Annotated in this window: 22 protein-coding genes; all 22 read right to left on the reverse strand. The window is 71.3% G+C overall.

What is annotated here, in order from left to right:
- Positions 1-495: DUF2550 domain-containing protein (locus tag AB0P35_RS07130; RefSeq protein WP_363507586.1), on the reverse strand; the 495-nt coding region annotated here is incomplete at its 3' end.
- A gap of 142 nt (positions 496-637) precedes the next feature.
- Positions 638-1,021, reverse strand: coding sequence for a F0F1 ATP synthase subunit epsilon (locus tag AB0P35_RS07135; protein ID WP_095873140.1), 384 nt, complete (start codon positions 1,019-1,021; stop codon positions 638-640).
- A gap of 188 nt (positions 1,022-1,209) precedes the next feature.
- Positions 1,210-2,664: a F0F1 ATP synthase subunit beta gene (gene atpD, locus AB0P35_RS07140; protein ID WP_095873141.1), complete on the reverse strand. Its 1,455-nt coding sequence runs from the start codon at positions 2,662-2,664 to the stop codon at positions 1,210-1,212.
- Positions 2,665-2,666: 2 nt separating this feature from the next.
- Complete coding sequence (locus AB0P35_RS07145) at positions 2,667-3,581, reverse strand: F0F1 ATP synthase subunit gamma (protein ID WP_363507590.1); 915 nt, start codon at positions 3,579-3,581, stop codon at positions 2,667-2,669.
- A gap of 32 nt (positions 3,582-3,613) precedes the next feature.
- The gene (gene atpA, locus AB0P35_RS07150) at positions 3,614-5,188 is read right to left on the reverse strand and encodes a F0F1 ATP synthase subunit alpha (protein WP_095873143.1); all 1,575 of its coding nucleotides are present in this window, start codon (positions 5,186-5,188) and stop codon (positions 3,614-3,616) included.
- A gap of 158 nt (positions 5,189-5,346) precedes the next feature.
- A complete protein-coding gene (locus tag AB0P35_RS07155) occupies positions 5,347-6,162 on the reverse strand; it encodes a F0F1 ATP synthase subunit delta (RefSeq protein WP_363507593.1) in 816 nt (271 codons plus the stop codon).
- On the reverse strand, positions 6,159-6,713 hold the full coding sequence (locus AB0P35_RS07160) for a F0F1 ATP synthase subunit B (protein ID WP_095873145.1): 555 nt from the start codon (positions 6,711-6,713) through the stop codon (positions 6,159-6,161). Before AB0P35_RS07160 ends, AB0P35_RS07155 begins: the two co-directional genes overlap by 4 nt.
- 41 nt (positions 6,714-6,754) lie before the next feature.
- The gene (atpE, locus tag AB0P35_RS07165; protein WP_095873146.1) at positions 6,755-6,982 is read right to left on the reverse strand and encodes an ATP synthase F0 subunit C; all 228 of its coding nucleotides are present in this window, start codon (positions 6,980-6,982) and stop codon (positions 6,755-6,757) included.
- 81 nt (positions 6,983-7,063) lie between these two features.
- Positions 7,064-7,894 carry a F0F1 ATP synthase subunit A gene (atpB, locus tag AB0P35_RS07170; protein WP_179419367.1) on the reverse strand — a complete coding sequence of 277 codons (831 nt, stop codon included), beginning with the start codon at positions 7,892-7,894 and terminating at the stop codon, positions 7,064-7,066.
- Positions 7,895-8,158: 264 nt separating this feature from the next.
- Positions 8,159-8,590, reverse strand: coding sequence for a hypothetical protein (locus AB0P35_RS07175; RefSeq protein ID WP_095873147.1), 432 nt, complete (start codon positions 8,588-8,590; stop codon positions 8,159-8,161).
- A gap of 368 nt (positions 8,591-8,958) precedes the next feature.
- Positions 8,959-10,311, reverse strand: a complete 1,353-nt coding sequence (locus tag AB0P35_RS07180) for an MraY family glycosyltransferase (protein ID WP_363507596.1) — start codon at positions 10,309-10,311, stop codon at positions 8,959-8,961.
- 159 nt (positions 10,312-10,470) lie between these two features.
- Entirely contained in the window at positions 10,471-11,769 is a 1,299-nt protein-coding gene (locus tag AB0P35_RS07185) for a serine hydroxymethyltransferase (RefSeq protein ID WP_363507598.1), read from the reverse strand.
- Between the two features lie 260 nt (positions 11,770-12,029).
- The gene (locus AB0P35_RS07190) at positions 12,030-12,620 is read right to left on the reverse strand and encodes a protein-tyrosine-phosphatase (protein WP_095873149.1); all 591 of its coding nucleotides are present in this window, start codon (positions 12,618-12,620) and stop codon (positions 12,030-12,032) included.
- Positions 12,621-12,715: 95 nt separating this feature from the next.
- Positions 12,716-13,363 carry an L-threonylcarbamoyladenylate synthase gene (locus AB0P35_RS07195; protein ID WP_363507601.1) on the reverse strand — a complete coding sequence of 216 codons (648 nt, stop codon included), beginning with the start codon at positions 13,361-13,363 and terminating at the stop codon, positions 12,716-12,718.
- 76 nt (positions 13,364-13,439) lie between these two features.
- A complete protein-coding gene (prmC, locus tag AB0P35_RS07200; protein WP_363507604.1) occupies positions 13,440-14,306 on the reverse strand; it encodes a peptide chain release factor N(5)-glutamine methyltransferase in 867 nt (288 codons plus the stop codon).
- 40 nt (positions 14,307-14,346) lie between these two features.
- On the reverse strand, positions 14,347-15,423 hold the full coding sequence (gene prfA, locus AB0P35_RS07205) for a peptide chain release factor 1 (RefSeq protein ID WP_363507607.1): 1,077 nt from the start codon (positions 15,421-15,423) through the stop codon (positions 14,347-14,349).
- Between the two features lie 144 nt (positions 15,424-15,567).
- Positions 15,568-15,792 carry a 50S ribosomal protein L31 gene (rpmE, locus tag AB0P35_RS07210; RefSeq protein ID WP_030268015.1) on the reverse strand — a complete coding sequence of 75 codons (225 nt, stop codon included), beginning with the start codon at positions 15,790-15,792 and terminating at the stop codon, positions 15,568-15,570.
- A 121-nt stretch (positions 15,793-15,913) separates the two neighbouring features.
- Positions 15,914-17,026 carry an LCP family protein gene (locus AB0P35_RS07215; RefSeq protein ID WP_363507610.1) on the reverse strand — a complete coding sequence of 371 codons (1,113 nt, stop codon included), beginning with the start codon at positions 17,024-17,026 and terminating at the stop codon, positions 15,914-15,916.
- Between the two features lie 182 nt (positions 17,027-17,208).
- On the reverse strand, positions 17,209-19,287 hold the full coding sequence (gene rho, locus AB0P35_RS07220; protein WP_363507613.1) for a transcription termination factor Rho: 2,079 nt from the start codon (positions 19,285-19,287) through the stop codon (positions 17,209-17,211).
- A gap of 557 nt (positions 19,288-19,844) precedes the next feature.
- The gene (gene thrB / locus AB0P35_RS07225) at positions 19,845-20,762 is read right to left on the reverse strand and encodes a homoserine kinase (protein WP_095873155.1); all 918 of its coding nucleotides are present in this window, start codon (positions 20,760-20,762) and stop codon (positions 19,845-19,847) included.
- 329 nt (positions 20,763-21,091) lie between these two features.
- Entirely contained in the window at positions 21,092-22,192 is a 1,101-nt protein-coding gene (gene thrC, locus AB0P35_RS07230) for a threonine synthase (RefSeq protein ID WP_363507616.1), read from the reverse strand.
- A 5-nt stretch (positions 22,193-22,197) separates the two neighbouring features.
- Positions 22,198-23,490: a homoserine dehydrogenase gene (locus tag AB0P35_RS07235; protein WP_095873157.1), complete on the reverse strand. Its 1,293-nt coding sequence runs from the start codon at positions 23,488-23,490 to the stop codon at positions 22,198-22,200.
- Positions 23,491-23,572 lie beyond the last annotated feature (82 nt).

The raw sequence follows: 23,572 nt of genomic DNA on the forward strand, positions 1-23,572 counted from the left end.
TACGTTGACCCGCTGCCCGGGCGGGGCGGCCTCCAGCCAGGCGAGGAAACCGGTCAGGGCGTCCTCGCTCATGGCGAGCTCCAGCGGGGAGCCTTCGTGCAGACACCGCAGCACCACCGAACCGGAGAGCAGGGCGAGCTCCTCCTGACCCTCCGGATAGCGCCGGCCGAGCACCTCGATCTCGGTGCGCGGCAGGACGCGGCGCGGCCGCGGCGCGTACGAGAAGACCCGGAACCACTCGATGGAGTCGCCGCTGTACCTCCCGATACCGAAAACCCACCCCTTGCCGTCGGTCGGGGCGACCGGGGCCGGGGTGGGCTGTCCGTTCTCGTCGAGGTCGGGCTGCGTCGACGCGTCGGAGGGCATTTTGAGTCGGAGACTGCAGTCGAACGTGCCGCCTACTCGCTGGATGACGCGGCGGCGTACCGCGAACGCCATCAGTCCGACCACGGCGGCGGCGACGATTGCCGCGCACACCACAAGGGCGAGGACCATGCTCACCGACCTCCTCGCTCCTGCGTTCCCCGTGACGACCGTGTCACCGGCCGCCCTGTCCTACCAACTGATACGACAGTCCCGGGGTCACGCTTCCGCGTCCCCGGGACCGTCGGTCGACCCCGCGATCAGGGTCTGGTGCTCAGGCGTGGGCCTTGATACCGCGCGCCGCCACCAGGCGGACCTCGGCGCGGCGCTCGGCGTGCGCGTCCAGCTCCGACTGGGCGCTCTCCAGCGCGCGCTCGGCACGGGCGATGTCGATCTCGTCCGCCAGCTCGGCCACCTCGGCGAGGATGGAGAGCTTGTTGTCGGCGAAGGAGATGAAGCCGCCGTGCACGGCGGCGAGGACCGTCCCGCCGTCGGTGGTGCGGATGGTGACCGGACCGCTCTCCAGCACGCTCAGCACCGGGGTGTGACCGGGCATGATGCCGGTGTCACCGGAGGCCGTACGGGCGACAACGATGGTGGCCGCACCGGACCACACCTTGCGGTCGGCTGCGACCAGCTCGACGTGCAGCTCAGCCAACGTGGGCTCCTAGGCTCTTGAAACCGCCGATTACTCGATGGTTTCGGTAAGAATAACGGGCCCGCACCCCTGTCATGAAACCAGGGACACGGAGATGACCGGGATCACAGCCGCTGTGCGCCGTGAGGGGTGGCCCCCGGAAGACGGGGACCACCCCTCACGGTCACTCGGCCGTCACGTCGGCCTGATTACTTCTTCGCCAGCTCGGCAGCGTTCTTCTCGAGGTCCTCGATGCCACCGCACATGAAGAAGGCCTGCTCCGGGACGGAGTCGTACTTGCCGTCCGCGATCGCGTTGAAGGCCTCGATGGTCTCCGACAGCGGAACGGTCGAGCCGTCGACGCCGGTGAACTGCTTCGCCACGTAGGTGTTCTGCGAGAGGAAGCGCTCGATACGGCGGGCGCGGTGGACGGTGATCTTGTCCTCCTCGCTCAGCTCGTCGATACCGAGGATCGCGATGATGTCCTGGAGGTCCTTGTACTTCTGCAGGATGCCCTTGACGCGGATGGCCGTGTCGTAGTGGTCCTGCGCGATGTAGCGCGGGTCCAGGATGCGGGACGTCGAGTCCAGCGGGTCGACCGCCGGGTAGATGCCCTTCTCCGAGATCGGGCGCGACAGAACGGTGGTCGCGTCCAGGTGGGCGAAGGTGGTCGCCGGCGCCGGGTCGGTCAGGTCGTCCGCGGGGACGTAGATCGCCTGCATCGAGGTGATCGAGTGACCGCGGGTCGAGGTGATGCGCTCCTGCAGGAGGCCCATCTCGTCGGCCAGGTTCGGCTGGTAGCCCACCGCGGAGGGCATACGGCCGAGCAGGGTCGACACCTCGGAACCGGCCTGGGTGAACCGGAAGATGTTGTCGATGAAGAGGAGCACGTCCTGCTTCTCGACGTCGCGGAAGTACTCCGCCATGGTCAGCGCGGAGAGCGCGACGCGCAGACGGGTGCCCGGCGGCTCGTCCATCTGGCCGAAGACCAGCGCGGTCTTGTCCAGAACGCCCGAGTCGACCATCTCGTGGATGAGGTCGTTGCCCTCACGGGTGCGCTCACCGACACCGGCGAAGACCGACACACCACCGAAGTTCTCGGCGACGCGGTAGATCATCTCCTGGATGAGGACGGTCTTACCGACACCGGCACCACCGAACAGACCGATCTTGCCACCGGTCACGTACGGGGTGAGCAGGTCGATGACCTTGATGCCGGTCTCGAACATCTCGGTCTTGGACTCGAGGTCCGCGAAGTTCGGCGCCTTGCGGTGGATCGGCCAGCGGGTCGTCACCTGGGCGTTGAACTCGTCCTTGTCGACGTTCAGCACCTCACCGAGGGCGTTGAAGACCTTGCCCTTGGTGATCTGGCCGACGGGGACGGAGATGGCCTCGCCGAGGTCGGTCACGGTCGCGCCGCGGACCAGGCCGTCGGTCGGCTGCATCGAGATGCCGCGGACCAGGCCGTCGCCGAGGTGCTGGGCGACCTCGAGGGTGAGGGTCTTCTTGCCCGTGCCGTCGGGGTTGTCCACCTCGACGTGCAGGGCGTTGAACATGTCCGGAATCGCGTCGACGGGGAACTCCACGTCGACGACCGGGCCGATGACCCGGGCGACGCGGCCCGTGGCCAGTCCGGCGCCCGTCGGCTCAACAGTGGTGGTCATACTCATTCGCTCCCGCGGCTGGCGTCAGCGAGCGCGTTGGCGCCACCGACAATCTCGCTGATTTCCTGGGTGATCTCGGCCTGACGGGCCGAGTTGGCAAGCCGCGTGAGCGACTTGATGAGCTCTCCCGCGTTGTCGGTCGCGCTCTTCATCGCGCGCCGACGGGCGGCGTGCTCCGAAGCGGCCGACTGCAGCAGCGCGTTGTAGATCCGGCTCTCGACGTACCGCGGCAGCAGCGCGTCGAGGACGCCCTCCGCCGACGGCTCGAAGTCGTACAGCGGGAAGATCTCGTGCTTGGCCTTGGACTCGTCGCTGAGCTCGACCTCGTCCAGCTTCAGCGGCAGCAGGCGCGCGTCCACCGCGGTCTGCGTCAGCATCGACTCGAACTTGGTGGAGACCAGGTGGAGCTCGTCCACGCCGCCGGTCTCCGCGATGAACGCCTCGATGAGGTCGCTCGCCACGGCCTTGGCGTCACCGTAGGTCGGCTTGTCGGAGAAGCCCGTCCACGACCCCGCAACCGTGAGGTTGCGGAAGTTGTAGTACGAGACGCCCTTGCGACCGACGATGTACGTCACCACGTCCTTGCCCTCGGCGCGGAGCTTCGCGGCGAGCGCGACAGCCTGCTTGAGGGCGTTGGTCGAGTAGCCGCCGGCCAGGCCGCGGTCCGCCGTGATCAGCAGGACGGCGGCCGTGGTGGCCTGCGGGTTCTCCGTGGTGAGCGGGTGCTTGGCGTTGGACCGGGTGGCCACCGCCGTCACCGCCCTGGTGAGCTCATCGGCGTACGGAGTGGAGGCGGCCACCGCGCGCTGCGCCTTGACGATGCGCGACGCGGAGATCATCTCCATCGCCTTGGTGATCTTCTTCGTCGCGGTGACAGAGCGGATCCGGCGCTTGTAGACCCGAAGCTGTGCTCCCATGGGTCGTTACGTCCTTTCCCTCGTTACCGGACTCAGGCCCGCTCGGACAGGAGCTTGCCGTCAGCCGTGGTGAAGCCCTGCTTGAAGCCCTCGATCGCGCTGGTCAGAGCGTCGATCGTGCCGTCCTCGAGCTTCGAGGTCTCGACGATGCCGGCGAGGATGCCCTTGTGCTCCAGGCGCAGGTGGTCCAGGAACTCGCGCTCGAAGCGGCGGATCTCGGCGACCGGGACGTCGTCCAGCTTGCCGGTGGTGCCGGCCCAGATGGAGACGACCTGCTCCTCGACCGGGAACGGCTGGTACTGGCCCTGCTTCAGCAGCTCGACCATGCGGGCGCCGCGCTCCAGCTGGGCCTTGGAGGCCGGGTCCAGGTCGGAACCGAAGGCGGCGAACGCCTCCAGCTCGCGGTACTGGGCCAGGTCCAGGCGCAGGCGGCCGGCGACCGACTTCATGGCCTTGATCTGGGCGGAGCCACCGACGCGGGAGACCGAGATACCGACGTTCACGGCCGGGCGGATGCCGGCGTTGAACAGGTCGGACTCCAGGAAGCACTGGCCGTCGGTGATGGAGATGACGTTGGTCGGGATGTACGCCGAGACGTCGTTGGCCTTGGTCTCGATGATCGGCAGACCGGTCATCGAGCCGGCGCCCAGCTCGTCGGAGAGCTTGGCGCAGCGCTCCAGCAGGCGGGAGTGCAGGTAGAAGACGTCACCCGGGTACGCCTCGCGGCCCGGCGGGCGGCGCAGCAGCAGGGAGACGGAGCGGTAGGCCTCGGCCTGCTTCGACAGGTCGTCGAAGATGATCAGGACGTGCTTGCCGTCGTACATCCACTCCTGGCCGATGGCGGAGCCGGTGTACGGGGCCAGGTACTTGAAGCCGGCCGGGTCGGACGCGGGAGCGGCCACGATGGTGGTGTACTCCAGCGCGCCGGCCTCCTCCAGTGCGCCGCGGACGGACGCGATGGTGGAGCCCTTCTGGCCGATGGCGACGTAGATGCAGCGGACCTGCTTCTTCGGGTCGCCGGAGCGCCAGTTGTCACGCTGGTTGATGATCGTGTCGATCGCGACCGCGGTCTTGCCGGTCTGGCGGTCGCCGATGATCAGCTGGCGCTGGCCGCGGCCGATCGGGGTCATCGCGTCGATGGCCTTGATGCCGGTCTGCATCGGCTCGTGGACCGACTTGCGGACCATGACGCCGGGGGCCTGCAGCTCCAGGGCGCGGCGGCCGGTGGAGGCGATCTCGCCCAGGCCGTCGATCGGGTTGCCCAGCGGGTCCACGACACGGCCGAGGTAGCCCTCGCCGACCGGGACGGAGAGGACCTCGCCGGTGCGCTGCACCGTCTGGCCCTCCTCGATGCCCGAGAACTCACCGAGGATGACGACACCGATCTCGCGGGTGTCGAGGTTCAGCGCGAGGCCGAGGGTGCCGTCCTCGAACTTCAGCAGCTCGTTGGCCATGACCGAGGGAAGACCCTCGACCTTGGCGATACCGTCCATGGCCTCGGTGACCGTGCCGACCTCTTCACGCGAGGCGGCGTCCGGCTGGTACGACTGGACAAAGTCGGCCAGCGCGTCCCGGATCTCCTCCGGACGGATCGTAAGCTCCGCCATCAGGCTTCCCTGCTCTCCTAGTTTGCGATCCTCGGCCCGCCATTGAGGGCCGCAAGTGCTCGACTCTCGGCCGGGTCGGGTGAACCGGCCGTACGTTTTGCCGGTCCACTCGGTGTGAACCGACGCCCGACCGAGGGTCGGATGATGCTCTTCTTCGGTCAGCCTTCGAGGCCCTGGCGAGCGGCTTCGAGCCGGCTCGCGACCGTGCCGTCGATGACCTCGTCGCCGATCTGCACCTTCACGCCGCCGGCGACCTCGGGGTCGACGTCGATGTTCAGGTGGACCTGCTTGCCGTACAGGCCGGCCAGGGCCGCGGCGAGCCGCTCCTTCTGCCGGTCCGACAGCGGCACGGCGCTGGTGACCAGGGCCACCACGCGGCCGCGACGGGCGGCAGCGAGCTTGGAGTAGGACTCGAGGCCCTGCTCCAGGCTACGGCCACGCGGGGCGGTGACCAGGGAGACGACCAGGCGGACGGTGCCCGGGTTGGCGCGGCCGCCGAGCAGCTTCTTGACCAGGGCCGCCTTGGCGGCGGCGTCGGCCTTCGGCTCGGTCAGCGCGGCGCGCAGCTCGTGCGAGCCCGCGACGACCCGGCCGAACCGGAACAGCTCGTCCTCGACGTCGTCCAGCGCGCCGGTCTTGTCGGCGGCGATGACCTCGGCGTACGCCGAGAGCTCCTCCACCGCGTCGACCAGGTCGCGCGCGGCGGACCAGCGGGACCGGACGAGACCGGAGACCAGGTCGACGGTCTCACCGGAGACCTGGCCCGCCAGCAGCGTGCCCACGAACCGGGCCTTGTCCTGGCCCGACCGCGAGGGGTCGGTCAGCACGCGGCGCAGCGAGACCTCACGGTCCAGCAGGGCCGTGACGGCGGTGAGCTCCTCGGCGAGCTTGGCCGCGTCCACCGAGGTGTTGTCGGTCAGGCTCTCGAGGTTCTCCCGGCCGGCGGCCAGGGCCTCGCGGCTGGCGCCGATCACTTGGCACCCGCCGAGCTGGCGGCCTTGGCCTCGAGCTCGTCGAGGAAGCGGTCGATCACGCCGCTCTGCCGCGCGTGGTCCTCGAGGGACTCACCCACGATGCGGGAGGCCAGCTGGGAGGCCAGCGAGCCCACGTCCTGGCGCAGGGCGGTGGTCGCCTGCTTCTTGTCGGCCTCGATCTGGGCGTGACCGGCGGCGACGATGGCCTCGCGCTGACGCTGGCCCTCCTCGCGCATCTCGGCGACCAGGGCAGCGCCCTGCTCACGGGCGTGCTCGGTGATCCGAGCGGCCTCGTGACGCGCCTCGGCGAGCTCGGCGCGGTACTGCTCCAGCAGGACCTGGGCCTCGGCCTGAGCAGCCTCCGCACGCTCCATGCCGCCCTCGATGGCGTCACGACGCTCCTGCAGCACCTTCTCGATGCTGGGGAGCAGCTTCTTGCCGAGGAAGCCGAAGACGATGAAGAAGCAGAGCAGGCCGATGATGACCTCGGGCCATGCAGGGAGGAGCGGGTTCATCTGCTCCTCTGCTGCAAGGGTGACCACGCGGTTCATATCTGAACCTTTCGTCGAAAAGGGCTACCGGTGTGCCGGAATTACTTGCCGAACACGAACGGCATGACGATGCCGATGAGCGCGAGCGCCTCGGTCAGCGCGAAGCCGATGAACATGTTGGAGCGGATCAGGCCGGCAGCCTCGGGCTGACGGGCCATCGCCTGCACGCCGTTACCGAAGATCAGACCGACACCGATGCCGGGGCCGATCGCGGCGAGGCCGTAGCCGACGGAAGCGATGGAACCGGTGACCTCAGCGAGAGCGGACATCTCAGCTAATCCTTTGCGGGATGGAGTACCGGTGGGTGTTGGCCACCGGGAGTTCGGGGGCGCAGCCTGGGGCTGCGGTGCTCAGTGCGCCTCTTCGAGGGCACCGGCGATGTAGCTGCTGGCGAGCATCACGAAGATGTAGGCCTGCAGGAACTGGACCAGCAGCTCGAAGGCGGTGAGGCCGACGGCCACCACGAAGGAGGCGCTGCCGTAGAGGGCGCCGAGGCTCGGGCTGAGCAGGTACCAGGAGGCGACCGAGAACATGACGATCAGCAGGTGACCGGCGAACATGTTCGCGAAGGCTCGGACCGCCAGGGTGAACGGGCGGACGAAGATGTTCGAGAAGAACTCGATCGGCACCAGGATGAACATGACCCAGCCGGGGATGCCGGACGGCCAGCAGAGGTTCTTCAGACCGCCGACGAAGCCGTGCTTCTGGAAGGTCAGACCCATGTAGGTGAGCCACACGACGAGCGCGAGGCCGGCCGGGTAGGCGATGCGCGCCGTCACCGGGAACTGGGCGAACGGGATGATGGACATGATGTTCATCACCCAGACGAAGAAGAACATCGAGACCAGCATCGGGACGTACTTCTCGCCCTTCTTGCCGATGGTCTCCAGCACGATGCTGCGCTTGACGAAGTCGTAGCCGATCTCGCCGACGAGCTGGAGCTTGCCGGGGAGCAGCTTCGGCTTGGCGAAGGCGGCCCAGAAGAAGCCGACCACCAGCAGGGCCACGATGATCGACAGGAGCATCGGCTTGGTGAAGTCGACGCTGCCGATGGAGAAGATCGGCTTGAAGTCGAACTCGTTCAGGCCAGGAGCGGGGAACCCGCAGCCAGCGTCACTGAAGTGGCAACTGCCAGAGGCGAGCAGCGCGGATTCAGTACCCACCACGGACTCCTTCGTCATGACGCATGGTTACGGCAACCTCGGTGTGTCGGCGCGGCCTGGGGCCACGGAGCGGCACTGGAACTTGTTGGATTTCTCGCGGACCCTGCGCGGCGCGTATCCCTGCCGCGGGATCTTCGAAGACTTCGGGGAGTCGGGGGGCGATCCGTCCGATGATCGGAGAGACCCGGCCGCATCTCGTACTCCGCCGTTGGGACGGACGATAGCAGTCCGTCAGGAGGGCATAAACACCGCCCCCCTCGCGAGGGGGACAGCCCGCCCCACTCACGGTTGACGCCCCGATTTGGGCTTGTCGTCCCGGGATTCGGGGTCGACGTAGTAGATCTTCGCCTTCATCGCGCCGCGCACCTGGAAGCCCGTCCAGATCAGCGCGCAGCCGAGCAGCGTGAAGCCGAACACCTTGGTGTCGAAGAGAGTGGTGTGCTTGAACACCGCCAGGACGACCGCGACCAGCAGGATCTGCGTCGTGTAGACGAGCAGTGCGGCTGCCATGAGGATCTGCGGGTTGTTCCTGGTGAGCCGGTCGAGTGCGACCTGGCCGAAGCTGAAGAACGCCATCACCAGCAGCGTTGCGAAGACTGCGCCGATCAATCCCTTGACCCCCACGACAGCGGTGGCGATCACAGCGGCAATCAGGCCGGCGACCGCAGTGGGGATTGCGGCGCCTCGGATGATCCGGGCGTCGTGGGACGGCATGTCGGCAACTCCGGCGGCATGTCGGCAACGGGGGACTGGCATATGGGTGTGCGCGGCGGGGGGACGCCGCACCGGGAACCACGGCCGCAGGCCGGCCGCTCGACGGCGAGCCCGTCCAGAAGACCGACCGGGGGCGGAGGTGCTCCACCCGTCTGGTCTTTCGGCGTGTTCTCGGTACTCGTGAACGGTATCACAAACTATTTGATGAGAGCTTTACCATGAACGTGTGGCACCTGTCACACCGATGGCCCAAGGGTGCCGCCGTACGGGTGAAGCATGTTGACGGCCGATCAGCTGCATCGAGGGCGCCGTTCGGGGTGCCCGTCGAGGCGCCGGACGCCCCCACGGCAGGCGCTCCTCCGGCCCGGTCAGCTCTTGGAGCGGCTGCGCGGGCCGAGGGCGGTGGCGCCGCTGCCGATCCGGCTCAGCAGTGCCTTGTCCTTGGCGGAGAGCTCGGCCATCGCCGGGGTCTCGGCGGGCGCCTCGGCGCCCTCCGCCGCGGCGGTGAGGGCCTCCGCGGCGGCGGCGGGGCCGGCCACCGGCTCGTCGGCCCGGGACTTGCGGTAGCGGGGCGGCACGATGGCCTGCACGGCCCGCGGCGCGTGCGGGCGGAAGCGCGGCATCAGCAGCACCACCAGGCCGACCAGGCAGAGCCCGGCGAACGCCAGGACGACCGTGCGGCCGGTGTTGGCCACCGAGAAGGCCACCGTGCCGAAGGCGATCAGTGCGGCCCAGAAGTACATGATCAGCACGGCCCGGCTGTGCGAGTGGCCGACCAGCAGCAGGCGGTGGTGCAGGTGCTGCTTGTCGGCGGCGAACGGCGACCGGCCGGCCCACGTGCGGCGGACGACGGCGAGCAGCAGGTCGGCCAGCGGCAGGGCGATGACGGTCAGCGGCAGCAGCAGCGGGATGTAGATCGGCACCAGGGCGTGCACGGTGGCGGTCTGCGAACCCGTCCGGGCGCCGATCAGGTCGGGGTCGACGCGGCCGGTGATGGAGATCGCGGCGACGGCCAGCATCAGGCCGAGCATCATCGAGCCGGAGTCGCCCATGAAGATCCGGGCGGGGTGCAGGTTGTGCGGCAGGAAGCCCAGGCACATGCCGATCAGCACGGCGCTGAACAGCACGGCGGGGGCGGCGTCGTTGACCCCGTAGCCGATCCAGAGCCGGTACGAGTAGAGGAAGAACGCCATGGCGGCGATGCAGACCATGCCGGCCGCCAGGCCGTCCAGGCCGTCGATGAAGTTCACCGCGTTGACCATGACGACGACCAGCGCGACCGAGATGATCATGCCCTGGGTGGGGGTGACGGCGACCGGGCCGACGCCGGGCACCGGGATCGAGATGACCGTCACGCCCTGCCAGACCATGACGCCGGCGGCGATCATCTGGCCGCCCAGCTTCACCAGGGCGTCCACACCCCACTTGTCGTCGAGCACGCCGAGGATCCACATGATCCCGGCGCCGGAGAGCAGCGCCCTGACGTCCGCGCTCTGGATGAACAGCCGCCCGATGTTCGTCAGTTGCGAGGCGACCAGGAGCCCCGCGCAGAGCCCGCCGAACATCGCGATGCCGCCCAGCCGCGGCGTGGGCTCGCGGTGCACGTCCCGTGCCCGGACGGCCGGCATCGCACCGGCCGCGATCGCGAACTTCCGCACCGGGCCGACCAGCAGGTACGTGACGGCCGCGGTGACGAAGAGCACCAGGAGATACTCACGCACCACTGGCCTCCTGCATCACGGTCCGACGGATGAGTACGGAGCGTACTCCCGGGAGGGTTCGGGGTTCGAGGTGCGTCGCCACCCTCACACCTTATTGAGTCGGACGAGCCGGACGTGCACCGCGGTTCTCCTCCGGCCGCCGCGACCGCCCGGGCGGTCTCAGCCGCGGCCCGCGAACACCCGGGCGAGCTCGCGCACCCGGTCGGTGATCCGGGCCTGCGGGCCGCCGCGCAGCAGCTCGCCGATCAGGTGGCCGACCTCGCCGAGCTCGGCCGGCCCCATGCCCTGGGCGGCCGCCGCACCGGTGCCCAGCCGGATGCCGGAGGCCTCCGCGGCGGGCGCCGGGTCGAAGGGCAGCGCGCACTTGCCGAGCATCAGCCCGGCCCCGGCGCAGCGCCGCTCGGCCTCGATGCCGCTCAGGCCGAGCGGGCTGACGTCGGCGGTGACCAGGTGGGTGTCGGTGCCCCCGGTCATCGGCCGGACGTCGTGCTCGGCGAGTGCGCCGGCGAGCGCCCGGGCGCCGTCGACGGCCCGGCGGGCGTACACGGCGAAGGCCTCGCCTGCGGCCTCGGCGAAGGCGACGGCCTTGCCGGCCACCTCGTTCATCGCCGCGCCGCCCTGGGTGAACGGGAAGACTGCCCGGTCGATCCGGTCGGCGAGCTCCACGGTGGACAGCAGCAGGCCGCCACGGGGCCCGCGGAGCAGCTTGTGGGTGGCGGCGACGGTGACGTCCGCGAAGGGCACCGGGGAGGGGGCCAGGCCCGCCGCGACGAGTCCGGTGGTCTGGGCGGCGGAGGCGATCAGGTAGGCGTCGACCTCGTCGGCGACGGCCCGGAAGCCCGCCCAGTCGACGTGCCGGGGGTAGGAGATGCCGCCGGCGATGATCGCCTTCGGGCGGTGTCGGAGGGCGAGCTCGCGGACCTGGTCCAGGTCGATCCTGCCGTCCTCCTCGCGCACCCCGTAGCCGACGAAGTCGAACCAGCGGCCGGAGAAGTTGGCCCGCGAGCCGCAGCTGAGGTGGCCGCCGTGCTCCAGCGACATGGCGAGCACCGTGTCGCCGGGCCGCAGCAGTGCCGCGTACGCCGCGAGCATCGCCGAAGTCGCCGACCTCGGCTGGACGTTGGCGTGCGGGGCGGCGAACAGCTGGCGGGCCCGGTCGACCGCCAGCAGCTCGGCGGTGTCGGCCAGCGCGCAGCCGGTGTGGTGGCGGCGGCCCGGGTAGCCCTCGGCGTACTTGTCGATCAGCGGGCTGCCCAGCGCGGCCAGGACGGCGGGGCTGGTGATGTTCTCGCCGGCCAGCAGCTGCAGGCTCTCCGTCCGCCGTTCGGCCTCCGCGGAGAGCAGGTCGGCCAGCAGCGGGTCGGCCCGGCGGAGTGCCTCCGAGGCCTCCCAGTGGGGCCCGACGGCGGTGGGGGCGTCGGTCTCGGTCGGGCCGTGCACGGTGGGGGTGACGGACATGGCGCAGCTCCCGGGAAGCGGCGGGTGGGTCCCTCCAGCGTAGGTCGGGGCCGTCGGGGTGGCCCGTCTGCGCGCGGGCGCGTTCCGCCGTCGGGGACGGGCCGCTGCCCACCGCCGGGGGAAGGCACCGGGCGGGCACACCATGTCCATGGTTTCTCCACCCGATCCCCTGAAATCCCCCACCGGCGGCGTGCGCCGTGCGGGGCCCGCGGCCGGCCGGGCACGCCCGGGCCGGGGCCGCGCGCCCCGGCCGCGGCGGCTCAGGGCCGGCCGTGCACCCCGGTGAGGGCGGTGACGACCGGGTCGAGGGCGTCGAATATCTCCTCGCCGCAGTTGCGGAACATGCCGATCGGCGCGCCGTACGGGTCGTCGACCTCGTCGGACTCCGGGGAGGAGGCCAGCAGCCAGCCGCGCAGCGCGGCGGCGGCCCGCACCAGGGCACGGGCACGTTCGGGCAGCTGGGCACCGCCGCGCGGGTCGGGCAGCGTGCCGGGGTCGATCCGGCGCACCAGCCGGGTGAACTCCTTGAGCGTGAAGGTGCGCAGGCCGGCCGCGTGGCCCATGGATATCACCTGGGCGCGGTGGTCGAGGGTGGCGGTGAGCACCAGGTCGGCGTCGATGACGTGCTCGTCGAGCAGCTCGCGGCCGGCGAAGCCCGCGCTGTCGACGCCGTACTCGCCGAGCACGGTGGCGGCGTGTGCCTCCATCGGGGCGCCCTCGTGGCCCCAGGTGCCGGCGCTCTCCACCACGAAGCGGTGGGAGGCGGCGCCGAGCCGAGCGGCCAGCTCGTGCCGGGTGAGCCGCTCGGCGATCGGCGAGCGGCACACGTTCCCGGTGCAGACGAAGAGGATCCGGAAGGCGTCGACCGGCCGCGGCGCGGGCGCCCGGTAGGGGGCGGCCGCGAACCGGGCCGGGCCGGGGCCCGCGGCGTACAGGGACGCAGCGGTCAACTGCCGGCCTCCAGGTCCGGGACGACCTCCCTCAGCTGCTCGACGCTGATCGCGCCCGCGCGCAGCACGACGGGGGTCTTGCCGGTGACGTCGACGATGGTGGAGGCCGTGGCGTGGTCCGCGCGGCCGCCGTCCAGGTACACCGAGATCGCGTCGCCGAGCTGGCCCTGGGCCTCGTCGCAGGTGGCGGGCGAGGGGCCGCCGGTCTTGTTGGCGCTGGAGACGGCGAGCGGGCCGGTGCTGTTGAGCAGCTCCAGGGCGACGGGGTGCAGCGGCATCCGGACGGCGACGGTGCCGCGGGTGTCGCCGAGGTCCCAGCGCAGCGACGGCTGGTGCCGGGCGACGAGGGTCAGCCCGCCCGGCCAGAAGGCGTCGACGAGCTCCCAGGCCTGCTCGGAGAAGTCGGTGACCAGGCCGTGCAGGGTGGTCGGCGAGCCGACGAGCACCGGGGAGGGCATGTTGCGGCCGCGGCCCTTGGCGTCCAGCAGGGCGCCCACGGCCTCCGGAGAGAAGGCGTCGGCGCCGACGCCGTACAGCGTGTCCGTCGGCAGCACCACGAGCTCGCCCCGGCGGATCGCCGAAGCGGCCTCGCGCAGCCCGGTGGCGCGGTCCCCGGTATCGGCACAGTCGTAGCGGCGGCTCATCGGTGCGGTCCCCTTCCGAAGTTCACGGCGAAGTCAAGAAGTCACAGAGCGGTGCGGGCGGGCCGCGCCGGGCCGGTCACGGCGTCGCCCGGCGGGCGGTGGTGAAGCGGGGCCGGCCGTTGAGGTCGCGGTGGTCGGCGGCGTCCGTCCACCCGGCCTCCTCGTTGAAGATCCAGGGCACCTGTCCGCCCTGGGTGTCGGCGTGCTCGACGACCACCGCGCCGCCGGGGCGCAGCAGCCGGGCGGCGACCCGCTCGATGCCGCGGATGGTGTCGAGGCCGTCCTCGCCGGAGAACAGCGACATCTGCGGGTCGTGGTCGCGGGCCTCGGGCGCGACGTACTCCCACTCGGTGAGCGGGATGTACGGCGGGTTGCTGATGACGAGGTCGAAGCGGCCGTCCCAGCCGCGGTCGTCCGCGAAGGCGAGCGTGGCGTCGCCCTCGTGCAGGCGGACCCTGGCCCGGTCGGGGCTGGTCGCGATGTTGCGCCGGGTGTAGGCGAGCGCGCCCTCGTCCAGCTCGAAGGCGTGGACGGTGGAGCGGGGCAGTTCCTGGGCGAGGGCGAGCGCGATGGCGCCCGAGCCGGTGCACAGGTCGACCACCAGCGGCTCGGCGACGTCCATGTCGCGGACGGCGTCTATGGCCCACTCGACGACGGTCTCGGTCTCCGGCCGGGGCACGAAGACGCCCGGGCCGACCTCGAGCTCGAGGTAGCGGAAGAAGGCGCGGCCGGTGATGTGCTGCAGCGGCTCACGGGCCTCCCGGCGGGAGACCGCTTCCCAGTACCGGGCGTCGAAGTCGGCGTCGGGCACGGTGTGCAGCTGGCTGCGCTTGACGCCGTGGACGTGCGCGGCGAGTTCCTCCGCGTCGAAGCGCGGCGACGGCACCCCGGCCGCGGCCAACCGCTGGGTGGCCTGCGCCACCTCGGCGAGCAGCAGGTTCATCCGACCACACCTCTGACTTCTCGGGCCTCGGGCCCGGTTCTCAGTTCTCCTGGGCGGCGGCCAGCTTGGCCGCCGCGTCGGCGTCCACGCAGGACTGGATCACCGCGTTGAGGTCGCCGTCCAGCACCTGGTCCAGGTTGTAGGACTTGAAGCCGGTGCGGTGGTCGGAGATGCGGTTCTCCGGGAAGTTGTAGGTCCGGATGCGCTCGGAGCGGTCGACGGTGCGGACCTGGCTGCGGCGGGCGTCGGAGGCCTCCCGCTCGGCCTCCTCCTGGGCCGCCGCCAGCAGGCGCGAGCGCAGGATGCGCATCGCCTGCTCCTTGTTCTGCAGCTGGCTCTTCTCGTTCTGGCAGGAGGCCACGATACCGGTCGGCAGGTGGGTGATCCGGACGGCCGAGTCGGTGGTGTTGACGGACTGGCCGCCGGGGCCGGACGAGCGGTAGACGTCGATCCGCAGGTCGTTGGCGTGGATCTCCACCTCGACCTCCTCGGCCTCCGGGGTGACCAGCACGCCGGCCGCGGAGGTGTGGATGCGGCCCTGCGACTCGGTGGCCGGGACGCGCTGCACGCGGTGCACGCCGCCCTCGTACTTCAGCCGGGCCCAGACGCCCTGGCCGGGCTCGGTGGAGCCCCTGGTCTTCACGGCGACCGAGACGTCCTTGTAGCCGCCGAGGTCGGACTCGTTGGCGTCGATGATCTCGGTCTTCCAGCCCACCCGCTCGGCGAAGCGGAGGTACATCCGGAGCAGGTCGCCGGCGAACAGCGCGGACTCCTCGCCGCCCTCGCCCGCCTTGACCTCCAGGATGATGTCCTTGTCGTCGTTGGGGTCGCGCGGGACGAGCAGCAGCCGCAGCTCCTCGGTGAGCTCCTCGCGGCGGGCCTCGGCCGTCTTCGCCTCGGCGAGGAACTCCGGGTCCTCGGCGGCCAGCTCGCGGGCGGCCTCGATGTCCTCGCCGGTCTGCTTCCAGGCGCGGTAGGTGCGGGTGATCGGGGTCAGCTCCGCGTAGCGCTTGGCCAGCTTGCGGGCGTTCGCCTGGTCGGCGTGGACGGACGGATCGGCCAGCCTCTTCTCGAGGTCGGCGTGCTCGACGAGGAGCTCTTCGACTGCCTCGAACATGGGGTGGCCTACTTCCGGTCAGTACCGATGGGGCGGGGAGTGGTCCGGCCGCCGCGCGGCGCGGCGGACCGGGGAGATGCGAACGGCGCCGGCCCGACACCCCCGTGAATGCACGGGGGCGCCGAGACCGGCGCCGTGGAAGCGCTAGGCCTTGCCGCCGCTGAGCTTCTTGCCGAAGCGGGCCTCGAAGCGGGCCACGCGGCCACCGGTGTCCATGATCTTCTGCTTGCCGGTGTAGAACGGGTGGCACGCCGAGCAGACCTCGGCGCGGATCTCGCCGCTGGTCTCGGTCGAGCGGGTGGTGAACTCGTTACCGCAGGTGCAGGTCACCTTGGTCACGACGTACTCGGGGTGAACGTTGGCCTTCAAGGGTCTCTCCTAGGTTTCGGGAGGGCACCGGGTCGGCGGCAGGCAGCCGCGCGTGAACCGGGACCGACGGACCAGTGTGCCAGCACCGGCCGCCTCTTCCCAAACCGGGAGGCGACCCGGACTATTCCCGGCCGGCCACGGCCGGCGTGCGGGTCGCGGTGCTCCGCGGCGAGGGGCTCGGGGTGCTGTCGGCCGGGTTGGACGGCTGGATGCTCACCACGGACTGCGGGACGGTGCCGTCGACCGCCAGGGCGGCCCACAGCTGGGCGGCCTGGGGCGTGCGCGGGACGACCCGGTTGGGGTCACTGGGCGCGCTCACCACCGGCAGGGTCACCATGGTCATCTGGTCCGGCCCGATGCCCTTGAGGGTGTTGGCGAGGCCGACCAGGGCGCTGACAGAGGCGAGGTCGGAGTCGGTGGTCATCGACCTGGTGAGCTTGTCGGCGATCGACCACAGGTGGGCCGGGTTGGAGGTGAGCCCGAGCGAGCCGACCTGCTTCATGATCGACTTCACCATCTGCTGCTGCAGCTCGATCCGGCCGAGGTCGCTGCCGTTGCCGACGCCGTGCCGGGTCCGGACGAAGGCCAGCGCCTCGGCGCCGCTCAGGTGGTGGCTGCCGGCCGCCAGGTGCAGTCCGCTGTCCTGGTCGGAGATGTCGACGGTGGTGGTGACGTCCACCCCGCCGATGGCGTCGATCAGGCCCGCGAAGCCGGCGAAGTCCACCTCGACGAAGTGGTCCATCCGCAGCCCGGTGAGCTGCTCGGTCGTCTTCACCGCGCAGGCCGGGCCGCCGACCTCGTACGCGGAGTTGAACATGGCGCTGCGCAGGGTCGGGGTGGCGGTGCCGTCCGGGGCGGTGCAGGCCGGGCGGGCGACCAGGGTGTCGCGCGGAATGCTGATCACCGAGGCGGCGGTGTGCTCGCGGTTGACGTGCACCACCATCGCGGTGTCCGAGCGGGCGGTGTCGCCGACCGCGCCGCCGGCCAGCGAGTGGTTGGCGCCGGCCCGGGAGTCCGAACCGAGCAGCAGGATGTTGAAGGCGCCGCCCACCGAGGCGGGCGGACGACCGGGGCCGAGCTGGGTGTCGATGTCGACGCTGCGGATGTTGCCGTTGAGCTTCCAGTACGCGTAGCCGGCCGCACCCGCACCCACCAGCAGCAGCCCGATCGCGGAGAACACCGCGATGCGCAGCACCTTGCGGCGTCTGCTTCGAGGCTCACGCCGATCGGACATCTCCTCCCCTTTCTGCTCGAACGGGGCTTTTCGAGCATAAGGGAATCCGTCCTCCGCCGATCGGCGGAGGGCTGCGGCCCCGGGCGAGCCCCGCGGCGCGGGCCCGACGCAGGCCCCACGGAAAAGGGCGAGGCCCCCACCGCGGATGCGGTGCGGGGCCTCGCCCTGCGACGCGAGCCGGATCAGTCGCCGGAACCGGGGGTGGTCTTGGCGATCTGCATCAGGAACTCGGCGTTGCTCTTGGTCTGCTTCATCTTGTCCAGGAGCAGCTCGATGGCCTGCTGCGAGTCGAGCGCGTGCAGCACCCGGCGGAGCTTCCAGGTGACCGCCAGCTCCTCCTTGCCGAGCAGGATCTCCTCCTTGCGGGTGGAGGACGCGTCGACGTCCACCGCCGGGAAGATCCGCTTGTCGGAGAGCTTGCGGTCGAGCTTGAGCTCCATGTTGCCGGTGCCCTTGAACTCCTCGAAGACGACCTCGTCGGCACGGGAGCCGGTCTCCACCAGGGCGGTGGCGAGGATCGTCAGCGAGCCGCCGTTCTCGATGTTGCGCGCGGCGCCGAAGAACTTCTTCGGCGGGTAGAGCGCGGTCGAGTCGACACCACCGGACAGGATGCGGCCGGAGGCGGGCGCCGCCAGGTTGTAGGCGCGGCCCAGGCGGGTGATCGAGTCCAGCAGGATCACCACGTCGTGGCCCAGCTCCACCAGGCGCTTGGCACGCTCGATGGCGAGCTCGGCGACGGTGGTGTGGTCCTCGGCCGGACGGTCGAAGGTCGAGGAGATGACCTCGCCCTTGACCGACCGCTGCATGTCGGTGACCTCTTCGGGACGCTCGTCGACGAGGACGACCATCAGGTGGCACTCGGGGTTGTTGTGGGTGATCGCGTTGGCGATCGCCTGCATGATCATCGTCTTGCCGGTCTTCGGCGGGGCGACGATCAGACCGCGCTGGCCCTTGCCGATCGGCGACACGAGGTCGATGATCCGGGTCGTCAGCACGCCCGGGTCGGTCTCCAGGCGCAGCCGCTCCTGCGGGTACAGCGGGGTCAGCTTGCCGAACTCGGGGCGGTTGCGGGAACCGTCCGGGTCCGTGCCGTTGACCGAGTCGAGGCGGACCATCGCGTTGAACTTCTCGCGGCGCTCGCCGTCGCGGGGCTGGCGCACCGCACCGGTGATGGCGTCGCCCTTGCGCAGGCCGTGCTTGCGCACCTGGGCGAGCGAGACGTAGACGTCGTTCTGCCCCGGCAGGTAGCCGGAGGTGCGGACGAACGCGTAGTTGTCGAGGATGTCGAGGATGCCCGCGACCGGGATGAGGACGTCGTCCTCGCCGATCTGCGGCTCGGGGGCGCTGCCCTCGAAGCCCTCGCGGCGGCCGCCACGGCCCCGGCGGTCGCGGTAACGGCCGCGCCGGCCCCGGCGGCCGTCGCCGAACTCGTCGTCGTCGTAGCCGCCGGCCTGCTGCTGCCCGGCGGGCTGGCCCTGGCGCGCGGCCGGGCCGTCCTGCTGGGTGCCGGTCTGCGGCTGGCCCTGGCGGTCGGCCCGGTCGCGGTCGCGGCGGTTGCGGCGGTCGCGGCGGGACTCGCGGGAGTCGCTGTCCTGGCCCTCGGCGGCCTCGGTGCGCTCGCCGCCCTCGCGGCGGTCGCGCCGGTCACGGCGGTCGCGGCGCTCGGTGCGGGCCGCCTCGCCCTCGACGGGGCGCTGCTCGGCGGTCCGGGTCTCGGCCTTGGCCTCGGCGACCACGGTGCCGGCCGGCTCGGCGGCGACCTCGGCGACCGGGGCACCGGCCGCGGAGGTGGCGCGGCGGCGGGTGCGCTCGGCACGGGCCGGGGCGGCCTCCGCAGCGGCCTGGACCGGGATCTCGATCTGGGCCTGCGGCTGCTCCTCGGCAGCGGCTGCGGCGGCGGCGCGGGTGCGGCGGGCCGGCTTCTCCTCGGCGGCCTTGGCGGCGGGCGCCTCCTCGGCGGGGGCGGCGGCAGCGGCCTTGGTGGCGGTGCGCTTGGCGGCCGGAGCGGGCGCGGCGGCGCCGGCGAGCAGCGGGTCGCCGCCGCTCTTCTCCTTGATGGCCTCGATGAGCTGGCTCTTGCGCATCCGTCCGGTACCGCTGATACCGAGGCCCGTGGCGAGCTTCTGCAGCTCGGCAAGGACCAGGCCGTCGAGGCCTGCGGCGGCGCTGCGACGGCGCCTGGCCGGGGCCGCGGGGGCGGCGGCTGCGTCCGACGCGTCGGCGTCCGGGCGCGCGCCCATCAGATCGGTGGTGTCGCTCACTAAGGGTCCTTCCCTGGAGCGGACGTCGGCCTGTCTGGCACGGCGACCGGTTGTGCTGTCCTGACCAACGCCGAATCACGCTGGTCCGAGGCGGTTGTCCCCCCGAAAGGACCAGCCGATCGGGTGGACGCTGCGAATGTGCGGTGCACTGTGGTGCGAAGTGGCGCGGTGGGCCGGTCTCGTGCCGGCCTCGCTGCCTGTGGTTCCCGGGCCCCCGTCGCGTGGCGGTACCTCGGGCTCCGCCCGCCCGTGCCTCAGTGCGGAGGCCGCGGATGGGAGTCAGGTGCCGTCACGGCTTCGGGATGCGCCGCAGTCGCGCAGGCAGGCTGCGTACGCGCTGTGGTGGGCTCCCGGAAAATCGTGGTCCCGTCCTTCCGGACCCTGCAGGTGCGGACGGTGCCAACCTTAAGGGGCGGGATCGGGACGTGGCGCACCGAGCCCCGGAGGGTGTCTGGTGCAGCAATGAGGTTAACACTACCGACCCCCTGACACATTCCCCAGCCCTGTTCTTGTCAATCGTTTCCGTTCCCGCGGGTGTGGCCGCGTTCGTTGTCGGCTCAGACGTCGAGCGGCAGGACGCACGCACCGGTACGGTCCAACTCCAGCCGGTGGGCGGCGAACTCGGGCCCGCCGAGGCCGAGCACCTTCTCCGCGGAGGCCTCGTCGGTGAGCGCCAGCACGGTGGGGCCCGCGCCGGAGATCACGGCCGGCACGCCGTGCGCACGCAGCGCGCCCACCAGCGCGGCGCTGTCGGGCATCGCGGAGGCGCGGTAGTCCTGGTGGAGGCGGTCCTCGGTGGCGGTGAGCAGCAGCTCGGGGCGGCGGGTGAGGGCCTCGACGAGCAGCGCGGCGCGGCCGGCGTTGACGGCGGCGTCGGCGAGCGGGACGGTCTTCGGCAGCAGGCCTCGGGCGGTCTCGGTGAGCACCTCGTTCGCGGGCACGAAGACCACCGGGACGACCTGCTCGGAGGGGTCGAGCACGATGGTGCGGGCGCCGTCCTCGGCCGTCCAGGCCACCGTGAAGTTGCCGCGCAGGCAGGCGGCGACGTTGTCCGGGTGGCCCTCCAGCTCGGAGGCGAGCGCGAGCAGGGCGTCGTCGTCGAGCGCGTTCGCCCCGCCGATGGTGACGGCGCGGGCGGCGACGATGCCGGCGCAGATGGCGGCGGAGGAGGAGCCGAGGCCGCGGCCGTGCGGTATGCGGTTGGCGCAGACGACCTCGAGGCCGCGCGGCTGGCCGCCGAGGCGCTCGAAGGCGGCCCGCATGGAGCGGACGACGAGGTGGCGCTCGTCGCGCGGCAGGCTGTCGGAACCCTCGCCGGCGATGTCGACCGAGAGGCCGGAGTCGGCGACGCGGACGACGATGTCGTCGTAGAGACCCAGGGCGAGTCCGAAGGCGTCGAAGCCGGGGCCGAGGTTGGCGCTGGTCGCGGGGACCCGGACCCGGACGGCGGCGGCACGGAACGCAGGACCGGCCATGCGGTGGACTCTCCTGGGGAGTGAGGGCTGCCCGAAGGGATGGGGCCAGCGGTGGTACGGCCGCGGGGCCACTGGACTCCAGGGACCCGGCGGTGCGGGAAATAGCGCGTCCATGCGCGTCCCGACGGAACCAGCCTATCGAAGACAGGTTCCACAGCGGTACACCCTGCTCGGCACCGATCGGCCGTGTTGCCCTTTGTGGCCGGAAACGATGCGGAATTGAGCGGGGAAATCAGCGCGGAATCAACACGTACGTGTCATCGGCGGACGGCCGCGGGCCGACCCCCGAAAGGGTCGGCCCGTTGTCGTGCGGGTCGGCTGAGCCGCCGTCAGTCGAGCAGGCCGAGGCGGCGCGCGGCGGACTCGGCGTCGACCGGGACGATCTCCGGGCGCTGCGGGGCGCCGGCCACCGCCCAGTCCGGGTCCTTCAGGCCGTTGCCGGTGACGGTGCAGACGATCCGCTGGCCCGGATCGACCAGCCCGGCCTCGGCCTTGGCCAGCAGGCCGGCCACGCCGGACGCCGAGGAGGGCTCCACGAAGACACCCTCCTGCGAGGCCAACAGCCGGTAAGCGGAGAGGATCTGACGGTCGGTCACCTTGTCGATGAGGCCGCCGGACTCGTCGCGCGCGGCGATCGCGTACTCCCACGAGGCCGGGTTGCCGATCCGGATCGCGGTGGCGATGGTCTGCGGGGAGCGGACGGGGGCGCCGTCGACGATCGGGGCCGAACCGGCTGCCTGGAAGCCCCACATCCGCGGGGTGCGGGTGGCCAGGCCGTCCGCGGCGTACTCCCGGTACCCCTTCCAGTACGCGGTGATGTTGCCCGCGTTGCCGACCGGCAGGATGTGGATGTCGGGGGCGTCGCCGAGCATGTCGACGATCTCGAAGGCGGCGGTCTTCTGACCCTCGATCCGCACCGGGTTCACCGAATTGACCAGCGCCACCGGGTACTTCTCGGACAGCTCGCGGGCCAGCGTGAGGCAGTCGTCGAAGTTGCCGTCCACCTGCAGGATGTGCGCGCCGTGGATGATGGCCTGGCCCATCTTGCCGAGGGCGATCTTGCCCTGCGGGACGAGCACCGCCGGCACCATGCCGGCCCGCACCGCGTAGGCGGCGGCGGAGGCCGAGGTGTTGCCGGTGGAGGCGCAGATGACGGCCTGGGCGCCGTCCTCCTTCGCCTTGGAGATGGCCATCGTCATGCCGCGGTCCTTGAAGGACCCGGTGGGGTTGGCGCCCTCGACCTTGAGGTACACGTCGCAGCCGGTGCGCTCGGAGAGCACCTGGGCGGGGACGAGCGGCGTGCCGCCCTCCAGCAGGGTCACCACGGGCGTGGCCGAGGTGACCGGAAGCCGGTCGCGGTACTCCTCGATGAGGCCCCGCCACTGGTGGGTGCGGGCGCCGCTCACTCTGCTCTCGGCGATGGCGTTCATGTCGATTACTCCCCTTCGACCCGCATGATGCTGGCCACGTCGCGCACGCTGTCCAGCGCGCGGAGCTTGTCGACCGTCGCCGACAGGGCGGCGTCGGTGGCGCGGTGGGTGACCACGACGAGCGAGGCGTCGCCGTCGCGGCCCTGCTGGCGCACGGTGTCGATGGAGACGCCGTGCTCGGCGAAGACGGACGCGACCTGGGCGAGCACGCCCGCGCGGTCGTCGACGTCCAGGCTGACGTGGTAGCGGGTGACGACCTCGTCCATCGGCTTGGCCGGCAGGCGGGTGTACACCGAGTCGCCCGGACCGGTGGCACCGGCCAGTTTGTTGCGGCAGACCGCGACCAGGTCGCCGAGGACGGCGGAGGCGGTCGGCGAACCGCCGGCGCCCGGGCCGTAGAACATCAGCCGGCCGGCCGCCTCGGACTCCACGAACACCGCGTTGTACGCCTCGCGGACGGAGGCCAGCGGGTGCGACAGCGGGATCATCGCCGGGTGGACGCGGGCGGTGACGGACTCGCCGTCCGCGGCGCGCTCGCAGATCGCCAGCAGCTTGACCACGCAGCCCATCTGCTGGGCGGAGGCGATGTCCGCGGCGGTCACCTCGGTGATGCCCTCGCGGTAGACCTCGGCCGCGGTGACCCGGGTGTGGAAGGCGATGCCGGCCAGGATCGCGGCCTTGGCGGCGGCGTCGAAGCCCTCGACGTCCGCGGTCGGGTCGGCCTCGGCGTAGCCCAGCGCGGTGGCCTCCTCCAGCGCCTCGGAGTACCCGGCGCCGGTGGTGTCCATCTTGTCGAGGATGAAGTTGGTGGTGCCGTTGACGATGCCCAGCACCCGGTTGACCTTGTCGCCGGCCAGCGACTCGCGCAGCGGGCGGATCAACGGGATCGCGCCGGCGACCGCGGCCTCGTAGTAGAGGTCGACGCCGGCCGCGGCGGCCTTCTCGTGCAGCTCGGCGCCGTCCTGGGCGAGCAGCGCCTTGTTGGCGGAGACCACCGAGGCGCCGTTGGCGAAGGCCGACAGGATGTGCTGCCTGGACGGCTCGATGCCGCCCACCACCTCGACCACCACGTCGATGTCGCCCCGGTTGACCAGGGCCTCCGCGTCGGTGGTGATCAGGTGCTCGGGCACCCCGGGCCGGACCCGCCCGGCCCGGCGGACGGCGATCCCGGCGAGTTCGACCGGCGCGCCGATCCGCGCGGCGAGGTCGTCGGCCGTCGTCGTCATGATGCGCGCCACCTCGGAGCCCACCACACCACAGCCCAGCAACGCCACCTTCAGCGGGCGCGTACGCATCATCCGACTCCGCTCTGCATTCTCGGTCTCCGCCGGGCAATTCCGGATGCCCGACGGTATTCGGTCTCTACCAGTCTCCGGGACT

The sequence above is a fragment of the Kitasatospora sp. NPDC085879 genome, from assembly GCF_040686255.1.
In the GTDB taxonomy this organism is placed as follows: domain Bacteria; phylum Actinomycetota; class Actinomycetes; order Streptomycetales; family Streptomycetaceae; genus Kitasatospora.